We start from the raw sequence: 12,959 nt of genomic DNA, 5'->3' as shown, positions 1-12,959 counted from the left end.
GCCACGTCCGCGTTCTCGATCTCGTTGAAGGTGGCCGTCACAGCCCCCGATCCGACGTTTTCCAACAAAGCCGCAACCGAGGACGCGTGGCACAGCCGCGTGCAGTGATCGACATTGTTGTGGCCAAAGCCCTGCCGGATGAACTTCTGGAAGAGATACGCCTCTTCATTGGTGCACTTGGCCGATCCGAAGCCCGCAACCTCGCGGCCCCGGCCCTTGAGCCCCTTGGCGGCGACATCCATCGCCTCGTCCCAGGACGCCTCGCGGAACACCTCCTGCCAGTTGTTCGGATCGACGTTCAACCCCTTGGCAGGCGCATTCGCGCGCCGGATCAGCGGTTTGGTCAGGCGGTGATCGTGGTGGATGTAGTCGAACCCGAACCGCCCCTTGACGCAAAGCCGGCCTTCGTTGGCCGGCCCGTTGATGCCCTCGACATAGACAACGCGGTTGTCCTTGACCTTGAGCGACACCTGGCAGCCGACCCCGCAGAACGGGCAGACGCTTTCGACCTCGCTGTCGTAATCCTTGCTGTCGCCCTGCTGCGCGTCGTCCAGCACGGTTGCGGGCATCAGCGCCCCGGTGGGGCAGGCCTGCACACATTCACCGCAGGCCACACAGGTGGATTCGCCCATCGGATCGTCGAAATCGAACACCGGGTAGGCATCATGCCCGCGCCCCGCCATGCCGATCACGTCGTTCACCTGAACCTCGCGGCAGGCCCGCACGCACAGACCGCACTGGATGCAGGCATCGAGGTTCACCCGCATGGCCACGTGGCTGTCATCGAGCAGCGGAATGCGCTCGACCTCGAGCGTCGGCAGACGGCTTTCCGTCACGCCATTCGCGTCAGCCATGTCCCAGAGATGCGAGGACTTGTCATGCGATGCATCGCGTTCGGGCTGATCCGCCAGCAGCATTTCCACGACCATCCTGCGGGCGGATGTCGCGCGGGCGCTGTCGGTCGTGACCACCATGCCTTCGGAGGGCTCGCGGATGCAGGACGCCGCCAGAACCCGTTCGCCCTCGATCTCCACCATGCAGGCCCGGCAATTGCCATCCGCACGATAGCCGGGCGCAGGCTTGTGGCACAGATGCGGGATCACCAGACCCCGCCCATGCGCAACATCCCAGATGGTCTCGCCCCGCCGGGCCTCAACCTCTCTCCCGTCCAACCTGAAGGTGATCGTGTCAGTCATCGCGGTCTCCTGTGTCGCGGTCACTCTAACCGCATTCCGGGGGTTGCTTGGATCAACAATCCCGACAGTTTGGCGCGGATTTGCGGCTGTGCCGTTTCCGATGCGAACAATTCTCTCCGACAGGGGCGGTGCAAGCCATTTCGAAATGGCTTGTGCAAGCGCGTTCGAACGCGCTTTTTCACGCGGTTTCGAAACCGCGTCAGAAAGGGCTTTCGAAAGCCCTTCGGCTCACAGCGCCGCCGCGCGCTCAAAGGCAGGACGGGTCCGCAACCGCCGCAGATACTCCACCAGCACCTCTGGCGCATCCGGGAAGCCCGCGTTCCGCGCCCAGCCCAGGCAATGCGCCAGCAGGAAATCCGGCACCGTCAGGTCATCGCCCGCAAGGCAATCCGACGACAGGTCCGCCGCGATCCGGTCAAGGTTCCGCGCGAACTCGGTCTTGAGACTGTCCTTCACCGCAGGCACGCGCTGGTCTTCCGATAGGATGAAGCTGTGCCGCGCCGCGGTCCACAGGAGCGCATCCACCTCGTCCAGCACGCGGAATGTCCAAGCGTCCTGCCGCGCGCGGGTCACCGTTCCCGCAGGCCGCGTGAAGGCCCCATGCTTGTCCGCGAGATAGGTCAGGATCGCTGTCGAATCGGAAATCACATCCTCTCCGTCCACCAGCACCGGCACCTTGCCGGACGCGCTGAGCGCGCGCACCTCTTCGGAGCGCGGCGCGGCGGGCACATGCTCGTAGGGCACACCCAGTTCTTCCAGCATCCACAAGGGTCGAAATGCCCGCGTCGCCCGATTTCCCACCAGTCTGTACATCGTCGTCCCCCCAAAGCCGGACCTCTGCCCGGGCAAATCCTATCTGCGCCCCAGCATCGCCAGCCGGATGAACGCCCGTTCCACGATCGCCAGCGCTGGCCCGTGCTGCCCGGCAGACCGCAGCAACAGGTCGGTCTCCAGCAGCATCTGCAATCCCTGCTCCAGCCGGTACATGCCCCAGCCCGAGGCCTGCCGTGACATGCGATCCCGGCGCGGGCCAAAGACTGGCGGGCGCAGCCGCCCCATGCCCTGCCCGACACCGCCGGGATCCGACGCCGCACTGTGCAAGGCCCGGAAATGCCGTGTCGCCATGATCAGCAGTGTCACAGCCGCCGTGCCCTGCGCCTCCAGCCGTGCCATCACCGGACCGATCTCGCCGGTGCGCCCTTCCGCGACGATGTTGAGCACATCATCCAGATCGGCTTCCGTCGATCCCGGCGCGCAGAGCGTCACCTCCTCCGGTGTCAGCGGCCCGGCATCGCCCAGCTTGTACAGCGCAATCTTTTCGAGCGTCTGACGGAAATCGCCGGGATCGATCTCGCGCGACAGGGCCGTCAGCATCTCCATCGCCGCGCCATCAGGCCGGGCCAAGCCCGCCCGCGCCAGGTCCGCCTCGATCTCGGCGCGGCTGGGCGGATCGTTGTACAAGGCCGCCGCATAGGTGTTGGAATGCCCCTCGAACAGCTTGCGCAGGGCCGACTTGGCCGGCAATTGACCCGCCGTCACGACGATCTGCGCATCGCCGGGTTGCCAGTCCTCGACCGCTGCCGTGACCGGCTTGATTACCGAGTCATTGGCCTCTTCGACAAACGCGACCCGCGGCCCGGGGAAGAACCCCACCGATTTTATCGCATCGCCCAGAAGCGCTGGTTCCTTGCGCAGCTCCGCCGCCGAAATCCTTGTCAGCCGCATCTCGCCCTCGCCTTCGGGCCCGATCAGCGCCGCGATCAACTCCTGCCGCTTCAAAGCGACCCGCATCGCGTCTTCGCCATAGATCAGGATGCCGGTCCTGTCCCGGTCGGGTCGGGCAAAGTATCCCGACGCATCGCGCGGGGAAAGTTTCATGCGGGCAGACCGTCAGCCGTCAGGATCAGCCGGTCCACGATCTGATCGGCCAGAATCACCATCAGCCGCGCCGTGGCGTCGCGTTCGGCGGCCAGTGTCGCCACGGTCGATCCCGTGGCGGAAAACCCGGTGAAATCGGTCACAACTCCCTGCCGCACGACGCTTTGGGTTTGCGTGTCGCGCAGGGCGTAATCCGCGCGCCCGATCAGTTGAAACCGATTGGTCGTGCCCTCGACCGAGGTTGCAAGCCCCTGCTGCCGAATCGTCGGTGTCACCGTCAAAACGTAGCGTCCCGCATCATTTCGGCCAAACCGGTCTTCCAGGCGCTGCGACATGAGGAATCCGTCACGTCGTTCCGGTGCCGCAACCCGCAGGTTGTCCTGCAACACCGACGCGCTTCCTTGCGGGCCATAGGCCGGCGCAAAGCCGCACCCCGCCGCCGCGAAGAGCGCCGACAGCGCGAAAAGCGCCCTGCGTCTATGCAACCACATTCACGATCCGACCCGGCACAACGATCACCTTCTTGGGGGCGGCGCCATCCAGCGCACGTTTCACACCATCGGTCGCCAGCGCCAGCTTTTCAACCTCGGCCTTGTCCATGTCCTTGGGCACGGTGATCTCGTCCCGGCGCTTGCCGTTCACCTGAATGGGCAGGGTCACGGTATCCTCGACCATCATCGCGGGATCGGCCACCGGCCAGGGCGCATTGGCGACAAGGCCTTCGCCCCCCAGAAGCGCCCAGATTTCTTCGGACAAATGCGGCGTCATCGGAGACATCAGCTGTGCCAGCGTTTTCGCCGCCTGCCGCTTTGCGTCCGACCCGGCCTTGGATTTCGACAGCGCGTTGGTGAAGGCGTAAAGCCGCGCAATCGACGCGTTGAAGCCAAAGCTTTCGACCCCCAGCGTCACGTCATGGATCGCCTTGTGCATCTCGCGCAGCAGGGCTTCATCGTCCCCTGTCGGGGACTCTTCAGCCTCGGCCACCTCTGCCGCAATACGGTAGACCCGGCCCAGATGGCGCGCGGCCGCTTCGGCGCCCGAGGCGGTCCATTCCACGTCCCGTTCGGGGGGCGAGTCGGACAGCACGAACCAGCGCGCGGTATCCGCCCCGTATTGCTGGATGATGGCCACAGGATCGACTACGTTCTTTTTCGACTTCGACATTTTTGCAGAAGACTGAATACGAACGTGACGAGCATTATGCCACTCGTCCAGTTTCCAAAGTGCTTCAAGCTCTTCAACTGAAGCTACGTCAGTCACTGTCTCGTCAACCCTAGACTGAAGGACGGCTTTTCTCTCACCACCAGATGAGAACACAACTACATCTTCTGGAAAATGATAAACTAGGCTAGCGACAATTGAGTTTTCGCCATCTTGCACTGCATGGCCTGTGTAATACATTTCATGCGTCACCATCCCCTGAGTAAACAGCGCATTGAACGGCTCCTTGCACTTTTCCGGCAGGTGCCCGGTGATGTGCATCGCGCGGGCAAAGAAGCGCGAATAGAGCAGGTGCAGGATCGCGTGTTCGATGCCGCCGATATACTGGTCCACGTTCATCCAGTATTGCGCATCCGCCATGTGGGTTGGCGTGTCCGCACGCGGCGCGGTGAAGCGGGCAAAGTACCACGACGAATCGACAAACGTATCCATCGTGTCGGTCTCGCGTGTGGCGGGCTGGCCGCAGGACGGGCATGGGCAGCTGCGCCAGGACGGGTGCCGGTCAAGTGGATTGCCCGGAACGCTGAAGTCGATCGCCGTGCCATCCTCGTCGTAGGGCAGCGCGATCGGCAGGTTCTCTTTCTTCTCGGGCACCACGCCGCAGGCATCGCAATGCACCACCGGGATCGGGCAGCCCCAATAGCGTTGCCGCGACAGCCCCCAGTCGCGCAGGCGGAACTTGGTCACGCCATGGCCGACGCCGTTCTTTTCGCAAAAGTCGATGGCCGCGTCGATCGCTTCCGTGCCGGTCTGTTCGGTCTCGCCGGCAAAACCGCGCAGATAGACCACTGTTTCGGTCTTGGGCGGCACATAGGCCGGCCCGCCATCCTCGGGAAGAGTGTGGCCTTCGTCTTCGGCCGACGCAAAGGTCGACACCACAGGCAGGTCATATTTCCGCGCAAAATCAAGGTCGCGCTGGTCATGCGCCGGGCAGCCGAAGATCGCGCCGGTGCCGTATTCCATCAGGATGAAGTTCGCCACGTAGACCGGCAATTCCCACGCCGTATCAAAGGGGTGACGCACCCGCAGCCCGGTGTCGAAACCGCGCTTCTCGGCCTTCTCCAGCGCCTCTTCCGTGGTGCCCCCCTTGCGGCACTCGGCATTGAACGCGGCCAGGTCCGGATTGTCTTTCTCCAGATGTTTGGCCAGCGGATGATCCGGCGAGATGCCGACGAAAGACGCCCCCATCAAAGTATCGGGCCGGGTCGTGTAGACCTCGATCCGGTCATGCCCCTCGGGCGCGTCGATGGTCGAGAACGCGAATTGCAGACCGCGCGACTTGCCGATCCAGTTGGCCTGCATCAGCTTGACCTTGGCGGGCCAATCGTCCAGCCCGTCGAGCGCATCCAGCAGTTCCTCGGACATGTCCGAGATCTTGAAGAACCACTGCGTCAGCTCGCGCCGCTCCACCTCGGCTCCCGACCGCCAGCCCTTGCCGTCGATCACCTGCTCGTTGGCAAGCACGGTCATGTCGACCGGATCCCAGTTCACCACCGCGTTCTTGCGGTAGACCAGCCCTGCTTCGAGGAAGTCGAGAAACAGCGCCTGTTGCTGGCCGTAATATTCCGGATCGCAGGTCGCGAACATGCGCGACCAATCGAGACCGAAGCCCAGCGGCTTCATCTGGCTGACCATCGTGTCGATGTTGGAATAGGTCCAGTCCTTCGGATGCCCGCCCGACGCCATCGCGGCGTTTTCCGCCGGCATGCCGAAAGCGTCGAAACCCATCGGATGCAGCACGTTATGCCCGGTCGCCAGCTTGTAGCGCGCGATCACGTCGCCCATCGTGTAATTGCGCACATGGCCGATATGGATACGCCCCGACGGGTACGGGAACATTTCCAGCACGTAGTATTTCGGCTTGTCATCCGACCGCACGGCGCGGAACGTCTGATGCTCTTCCCAGGTGGCCTGCCATTTCGGCTCGATGACGGATGGGTCGTAACGCGACATGGGGCGTGTCCTTGTGGTGTCTTGCGTGTTGCAGCGCGTGATAGGCCGATGCCACAGGATCGTCCAGTCCTGCCCCCGCCAGCGCCATTGTGATGCCGGATTTTTGCGGTCATACCCGCTTTTGCAGCACATAACGACGGTCGAGTGATGAAGATACTCCTGATCCACCAGAATTTTCCCGGCCAGTTCAAGCATCTCGGACCGGCCTTGGCAAAGCGCGGCGATCAGGTTGTGGTGCTGACCCCGAAGGTCAAGGAATCAACCACGTGGAAGGGCATCACGATCCTGCCCTACGGCGTCGCCCGTGGCACCACGCCGGGCATCCATCCCTGGCTTGCGGATTTCGAGACCAAGCTGATCCGGGGTTCGGCATGCCACGAGGCTGCCGTGGCGCTGCGCAACCGGGGGTTCGATCCCGATGTGATCCTCGCGCATCACGGCTGGGGCGAGAGCCTGTTTCTCAAGGATGTGTGGCCCGACGCGCGGCTTGGCCTGTATTGCGAACTCTATCACCGCTCGGGCAAGCAGGAGACCGGCTTCGATCCGGAATTTCCCAGCACCACGCCGGATCGCGACACTCTGCGTCTGCGCATCAAGAACATCAACAACCGCCTGCACGAAGAGGTCATGGACGCCGGAATCAGCCCGACCCAGTTTCAGGCCGGGACCTACCCGGAAAAATACCAAAGCCGCATCACGATCAGCCATGACGGCATCGACACAAGGCTTGTCCGGCCCGATGCCGACGCCCGCCTCGATCTGACCGACGGCACCACCGTGACGGCCAGGGACGAGGTCATCACCTTCATCAACCGCAATCTCGAACCCTATCGCGGCTATCACGTGTTCATGCGCGCCCTGCCCGATCTGCTGCGCCGCCGCCCTCGCGCGCAGGTGGTTCTGCTGGGCGGCGACGAAACCAGCTATGGCGCCAAGCCGCCGCAGGGCAAGACATGGAAACAGATCTTCATCGACGAGGTGCGCCCGGCGATTCCCGATGGCGATTGGGCACGGGTCCATTTCCTCGGCCGCGTCCCCTACGCGACCTTCCTGTCGATGATCCAGGTCAGCAGCGTGCATGTCTACCTGACCTACCCGTTCGTGCTGTCATGGTCCCTGCTCGAAGCGATGAGCGCCGAATGTGCCATCGTCGCCTCGGACACCGCACCGGTGCGCGAGGCGATCATTCACGGCGAAACCGGCATGCTGGTGGATTTCTTCGACACAGCCGCGCTGGTCGAACGAACTTGCGAACTTCTGGAGTCGCGCGAACACCGGGATATCCTCGGGTCAAATGCCCGTCGTTTCGTCCGTCAACGGTATGATTTGCAAAGCGTCTGCCTGCCTCGTCAGCTCAAATGGGTCGATGACCTTGCTCGGGCGCACCCGATCAAACTGCCCCAGGACTGACCACCTGCTTTGGCCACAGCGGCGTGGTGATCTCGCTTCAGAAACGGCTGTCCTGCTGGCGCAGTTGCCGCGCGCGGGTCAGGATCGCATCCTCGACGGCGCGCACGGTTGCGGCACTGGCCGGACCGGACCGCGTCATCAGCGCGATGTTCAGCGACCGCGCATCCAGCGCCGGATCGTTGACCAGGATCGTCGCGCGATAGGCGCGCCCGCCACCCGGCGGGGTGCCGTACCCGGTGGTGATGACCCCGGTGAAGGGATCGACCGATTCAACCGGCAGAAAGTCCAGCGTCTCGAGCGCCGCGTTCCAGATATACTTGTTGACCGCACCGATCTGACCGGCGTCATTGCGATTGCGGAAGAAGTCGAAAAGCGATGTCCGCGAACGGTTCGGGCGCCGGTTTTCCTGGATCTCGTCGACGATCTCGCTTGCCGGCCGTGTCTCTACCGGGGCGCGCTCGCCACCTCCGAAAATGCCGCATCCGGAAACAAGCGCACCGATAAGAGCAACACCAACTCCGGTCCTGAAACGTGAAAGGTCCATGGGAAACTGCCCTCGATTGCCTGTTTGCCTTTCGCTTTGCATACTAGCCGATCCCAATTACGACAAGCCGAACTTGGCCGCGGACAGTAAGGCTGTGTTCTTTCGGGGGAAACCCGGCCCCATGGCTTGTGGCAAATGAGCATCACAGAAGGCGAACTTGGCACGGCCGGCGCGCCTTGTCTTGCAAACAAGCCCCCCCAAAGAGCATAGAGTTTCCAGCTAATCCGGACCATCCGGTTTGGTACGTGCCTTACGAACACATGAGGGAAAAACATGAAAACTCTTCTTCTTGCTTCCACCGCGCTGGTTGCAACTGCTGGCATCGCAGCAGCCGAAGTGTCGATCTCTGGTTACGCCGAAATCGGTGTTATCGGTGGCGACCGCTGGGGCGACGAAGCCCAGTTCCACACAGACGTTGACGTCTTCTTCGCAATGACCGGCGAATCCGACGGTGGCCTCGCATTCGGCGCAACCGTCGATCTCGACGAAGTCGCTGGCGGCCTGCCGAACACAGACGACAACGGCGCAACCTGGTTCCTGTCCTACGGCGCAATGCGTCTCGACATGGGCGACACGGACGGCGCATACGATGCCGCCCTGCAGGAAACTGCACTTGCCGGCGCTTCCATCGCGGATGACGAAACCGAGCATGCGGGTTACAACCGCGGCAACGCCGGCCTTGACGGTCTGCACGACGGTCAGATCGCACGCGTCTCCTACTCCGCAGCTGGCTTCACAGCCGGTCTGTCCGCTGAAATCGACGACTCGGGCGTTGACGATCCGGTCTGGGGCCTCGGCCTCCGTTATGTCACTGACTTCGGTGGCACGGCAATCGGTGTTGGCCTCGGCTACCAGACAGTTGACCGCGACGTACTCGCAGACGTCGACCTGATCGGTGTCAGCCTCGACGCGAAGTTCGCCGGTGGTTTCTCCGCTGCGATCAACTACGCAGAAGCAGACATCGAAGGCCAGTCGGACAACGCGACATGGTACTCGGTCGGCGTGGGTTACACCATGAACGCTCTGTCCGTCGGTGTTAACTACGGCGAATTCGATGACTGGGCTCTGAATGGCGCCGGTTCCGAAGATCGCTCGGGCTTCGGTCTCGCAGCAACCTACGACCTGGGTGGCGGTCTCGCAGCTCACCTCGGCTACGGTGAAGGCGAAGATACAGCCGGTCAGGAAGACAGCTACTCCTTCGGTCTGTCCATGAGCTTCTGATAGCTCTTGACCAGATTTGGTTAAGGAAAGAGCGGGCCTTGTGCCCGCTCTTTTCTTTTGTGCAACAGCCAAGTAGCACAGTCCCCAAGGGGACAAGGATGACCACAGGCACCACTGCAAAAATCAAGGCGGACTACGACCGCGCGCTGCGACTGGCCCAGCATGGCCAGCTGCGCGAAGCTGCTGCGCTGCTTGATGCATTGGCGCTCCAGGTTCCCAATGCTGCCGAATTCCCCTACAAGCGCGCCCAGATCGCCGCCCGGATGGGCGATGTCGACGCCTGGTGCCGCGCCATTGACCGCGCCCATGCGCTGCGCCCCAGCGAACCGGCCATCCTTGCCGAAGCGCTCAAGGCGCACCGCACGGCGGGCCATACCGACCGCGTGCTCGACCTGATGGACGCCGACATCGCCGCACAACCCGGCGCAATCGGTCCACAAGCCGACAAGGCGCTCTACCTGCAACAGATCGGGCAGTTCGACTCATCCGAGAAACTCTTTCGGAAGTTGTTGAAAAAGCACCCGAATGATGCCGAACTCTACCGCATGTTCGCCGCCACGATCCGGTTCAAACCCAAGGATCCGCTGATCGGGGCGATGCGACGCCTTGCAAGCAATCCCAAACTTTCTCCACAGGGCAGGATGCACGTCAACTACGCGCTGGCCAAAGCGCTGGAGGACACGAAACAGACCGACAAGGTCTTTGGCCATCTGCACCGCGCAAACGCCGCCCAAGCCGCGCTTTGGCCCGATGACCCAGATGCCCGCGACGCTGAATGGCAGGCCGTAATCGACGCGCAGAAAGACCTGTCGCCTGTACCGGACAGCCCCGACACCCAGCCCGGCCTGATCTTCGTGACCGGCCTGCCCCGCTCCGGCACCACGCTCGTGGAACAGATCATCGCCAGCCATTCCAGGGTTCACTCTGGAGGCGAGATTGCCACCGCCCTGCGCACCGCCTACGCCCGTTTCGGCGCTGGAGTCGACATGCGTCCCCTATGCGACCTTCCCAAAGACGATCTGATCGGCTTCGCGACGCAACTCGCCGCCCAGAACCGCGGCCATGCCGATCCCGGAAAGCCCTGGCTGACCGACAAGTCGATCATGGCCTTCCTGATTTACGGCCTCTTGCATGCGACGCTGCCCAATGCGCGTTTCATCGTCGTGCACCGCGACCCCCGCGACATTGCCCTGTCGATGTACAAGAATCATTTCAAGGGCGGCACACATCGCTACACCAACGATCTCGCGGCCATCGCCAAGACCATCAAGGCCTTCCGGGCCGCCATCGCCCATTGGCGCGCGACATTGCCAGACCGCTTCGCCGAAATACGCTACGAAGACCTCGTGTCCGATCCGGACACCAAAGCGCGGAGCCTGATTGCCTCGGCCGGGCTCGCCTGGGAAGACCAGTGCCTGAATTTCCACGAAAAGGGCGGCACCGTGAAAACGCTCAGCCTTCACCAGGTGCGCCAACCGATCTACCAAAGCTCGGCCGCCGCCTGGCCGCGCTACGAGACCGAGCTTCAACCCTTCATCGACGCATGGGGAGACACCGCATGGGATTGACCGACATCACCACCCGGATCGCCAAGGCCGCCAAAGAGGCCGAGCGCGACCCGGCAGACATCACCCTCATCGCGGTGTCCAAGGTGCAACCGAACGACCGGGTCGAGGCCGTCCTGAGGGAAGGCCATCGCAGTTTCGGCGAGAACCGCGTCCAGGAAGCCGCGGGAAAGTGGCCGGATTTCCGGGAAACCTTTGACGGCATCGACCTGCACCTGATCGGTCCGCTGCAAAGCAACAAGGCCCGTCAGGCGTTCGAGCTGTTCGACATGATCCACACGCTGGACCGCCCGAAGCTTGCCAAGACCTTCGCGCGGCTGGCGCAGGAGATGGGCCAGTGTCCGCCGCTCTTCGTTCAGGTGAATACAGGCGAAGAACCCCAGAAGGCCGGGATCGCCCCGGACGACACGGATGCCTTCGTCAAGGAATGCCACGCGCTCGACCTGCCGATACGGGGCCTGATGTGTATTCCGCCGGTGGATGAGACCCCCTCGTTGCACTTCGCCCTGCTGCGCAAGCTGGCCGACCGCAACGGCCTTGACCAATTGTCGATGGGCATGAGCGACGATTTCGAACAGGCCATCGCCTTCGGAGCGACCCACATCCGTGTCGGCTCCGCGCTGTTCGGGGAACGCGTCCCGCCCGCAGGCTGAGGCCCCGTTTCCGTCACCGGAAAACCGCGATGCTTTCACCGCATCCAATTCCAACCGTCGGAAACGAAAAAGCCCCGGCAAGAACCGGGGCCTTCCGAAAACTTCGGGCTGGAAACTCAGTGAAGCTTCTGCCCCACCTCCGCGATCGCATCGTCGATGCTCTTGGCGGCGTCCTTGGCGGTCATCTGCTTGGCCACCACGTCACGCGCCGCCTCGATGGCAACGGCAATCGCACGATCCCGGACGTCTTTCACCGCGCTGGCCTGGGCCGATGCGATCTGGTCCTCGGCGGCAGCCATGCGACGGGCGATGGATTTCTCCAGATCGGCCTTGGCCTGTTCACCGGCCAGAACGGCCTCTTCCTTGGCATGGGCGATGATGCGGTCCGCCTGTTCCTGAACTTCGCGCTGACGCCGTTCATAGGACGCGAGCAACGCCTGGGCTTCTTCCCGCAGCGCCTTGGCTTCGTCCAGTTCGCTGCGAATGCCCTCGGCGCGCTTGTCCAGCAGGCCCATGAGCAGCGTCGGCACCTTGTAGTAAAGCAGCACCGCGATGAACACGATGAAGCCCAGGGTCACCACGAAATCGGTGTTGGAAAGCGAAAAGAACGGGCCGGTCGCGGCGAAAGCCGGGCTGGCTGCCAGGGACGCTGCGGCTATGGTCATGATACGGTTCATGGCGCTTATCCCTTCATCCGTGCGTCGACGGCCGCAGCGACAGTGGAATCATCCGCCTGTCCGCCCAGCGCGGCGACGATGCTGCCCGCGGTATCCTTGGCCACGGCTTCCACGCTCTCGACAGCCGAGGCGCGGATTTCCGCGATGGCTTTCTCGGATTCCGCCGATTTGGCGGCAATCTCGGCATCCGCCTTGGCGATGGCCTTGTCCAGTTCAGCCTGCATCTCGGCCTTGTTCTGTGCAATGATGGCCTGTGCCTCCGAGCGGGCGTCGGCAAGCGCCTTGTTATAGGCGTCTTCGGCCTCGACCGCCTTCTGCTTGAGATCTTCCGCAGCGGCGATGTCGTTCGTGATCGTGCCTTGTCGTTCCGCCAGAACGGTCGCAATGCGCGGCAGCGCGATGCGCGACAGGACAAAGTAAATCGCGGCAAGCGCGATCAGAAGCCAGAAAATCTGGTTCGGCATCCAGTCGGCGCACAGCTGCGGCATTCCGATGGCGCTGCCATCCGGGCCGACGCAGGTTCCTGCGGCCTCAAGATCGATGGGTTCGGTTGCCATGTCGTCCTCCGTCGGAACTTTTCGTTACATCGGGCGGGCTGCATCACCGCAGCACCGCCCGCGCGTAAGGATGAAAGTCCGAAG

The 12,959-nt window shown here is 63.0% G+C and carries 12 protein-coding genes; 4 read left to right on the top strand and 8 right to left on the bottom strand.

Going from position 1 to position 12,959, the window contains the following annotated elements; all coding sequences use genetic code 11:
- The 5 genes from LCF60_RS14855 to leuS form a co-directional block, all read right to left on the bottom strand.
- A partial coding sequence (locus LCF60_RS14855) for a 2Fe-2S iron-sulfur cluster-binding protein (RefSeq protein ID WP_292292815.1) occupies positions 1-1,196 on the bottom strand: 1,196 nt, incomplete at its 3' end.
- Between the two features lie 228 nt (positions 1,197-1,424).
- A complete protein-coding gene (locus LCF60_RS14850) occupies positions 1,425-2,009 on the bottom strand; it encodes a glutathione S-transferase family protein (RefSeq protein ID WP_292292814.1) in 585 nt (194 codons plus the stop codon).
- 39 nt (positions 2,010-2,048) lie between these two features.
- Positions 2,049-3,074, bottom strand: a complete 1,026-nt coding sequence (holA, locus tag LCF60_RS14845; protein ID WP_292292813.1) for a DNA polymerase III subunit delta — start codon at positions 3,072-3,074, stop codon at positions 2,049-2,051.
- Positions 3,071-3,565: an LPS assembly lipoprotein LptE gene (lptE, locus tag LCF60_RS14840; protein WP_292292812.1), complete on the bottom strand. Its 495-nt coding sequence runs from the start codon at positions 3,563-3,565 to the stop codon at positions 3,071-3,073. Before lptE ends, holA begins: the two co-directional genes overlap by 4 nt.
- Positions 3,552-6,248: a leucine--tRNA ligase gene (gene leuS / locus LCF60_RS14835; RefSeq protein WP_292292810.1), complete on the bottom strand. Its 2,697-nt coding sequence runs from the start codon at positions 6,246-6,248 to the stop codon at positions 3,552-3,554. Before leuS ends, lptE begins: the two co-directional genes overlap by 14 nt.
- Before the next feature lie 147 nt (positions 6,249-6,395).
- On the opposite strand from leuS, the gene LCF60_RS14830 reads away from it, so the two are divergent.
- Entirely contained in the window at positions 6,396-7,658 is a 1,263-nt protein-coding gene (locus LCF60_RS14830) for a glycosyltransferase family 4 protein (protein WP_292292809.1), read from the top strand.
- A gap of 37 nt (positions 7,659-7,695) precedes the next feature.
- Here LCF60_RS14830 and LCF60_RS14825 read toward each other — a convergent pair whose 3' ends face one another.
- The gene (locus tag LCF60_RS14825) at positions 7,696-8,202 is read right to left on the bottom strand and encodes a DUF3576 domain-containing protein (protein WP_292292808.1); all 507 of its coding nucleotides are present in this window, start codon (positions 8,200-8,202) and stop codon (positions 7,696-7,698) included.
- Between the two features lie 273 nt (positions 8,203-8,475).
- Between LCF60_RS14825 and LCF60_RS14820 the strand changes: the two genes are divergently transcribed.
- The 3 genes from LCF60_RS14820 (at position 8,476) to LCF60_RS14810 (ending at position 11,641) form a co-directional block, all read left to right on the top strand.
- Positions 8,476-9,423 (top strand): porin, encoded by a 948-nt coding sequence (locus tag LCF60_RS14820; RefSeq protein WP_292292806.1) that lies wholly within the window; start codon positions 8,476-8,478, stop codon positions 9,421-9,423.
- 98 nt (positions 9,424-9,521) lie between these two features.
- Positions 9,522-10,991, top strand: coding sequence for a sulfotransferase (locus tag LCF60_RS14815; RefSeq protein ID WP_292292805.1), 1,470 nt, complete (start codon positions 9,522-9,524; stop codon positions 10,989-10,991).
- A complete protein-coding gene (locus LCF60_RS14810) occupies positions 10,982-11,641 on the top strand; it encodes a YggS family pyridoxal phosphate-dependent enzyme (RefSeq protein ID WP_292292803.1) in 660 nt (219 codons plus the stop codon). The genes LCF60_RS14815 and LCF60_RS14810 overlap by 10 nt, the downstream gene beginning before the upstream one ends.
- A gap of 116 nt (positions 11,642-11,757) precedes the next feature.
- Here the strand turns inward: LCF60_RS14810 and LCF60_RS14805 are convergent, their stop codons facing one another.
- Together LCF60_RS14805 and LCF60_RS14800 are read right to left on the bottom strand one after the other, a co-directional pair.
- On the bottom strand, positions 11,758-12,318 hold the full coding sequence (locus LCF60_RS14805; RefSeq protein ID WP_292292802.1) for a F0F1 ATP synthase subunit B: 561 nt from the start codon (positions 12,316-12,318) through the stop codon (positions 11,758-11,760).
- Positions 12,319-12,323: 5 nt separating this feature from the next.
- Positions 12,324-12,875 (bottom strand): F0F1 ATP synthase subunit B', encoded by a 552-nt coding sequence (locus tag LCF60_RS14800; RefSeq protein WP_292292801.1) that lies wholly within the window; start codon positions 12,873-12,875, stop codon positions 12,324-12,326.
- Between the last annotated feature and the right edge of the window lie 84 nt (positions 12,876-12,959).

The sequence above is a fragment of the Marivita sp. genome, assembly GCF_020055635.1.
Taxonomy (GTDB): Bacteria; Pseudomonadota; Alphaproteobacteria; order Rhodobacterales; family Rhodobacteraceae; genus Marivita.
The sequence above is the reverse complement of the archived record's forward strand: the minus strand, read 5'-3'. Positions and strand labels throughout refer to the sequence as shown.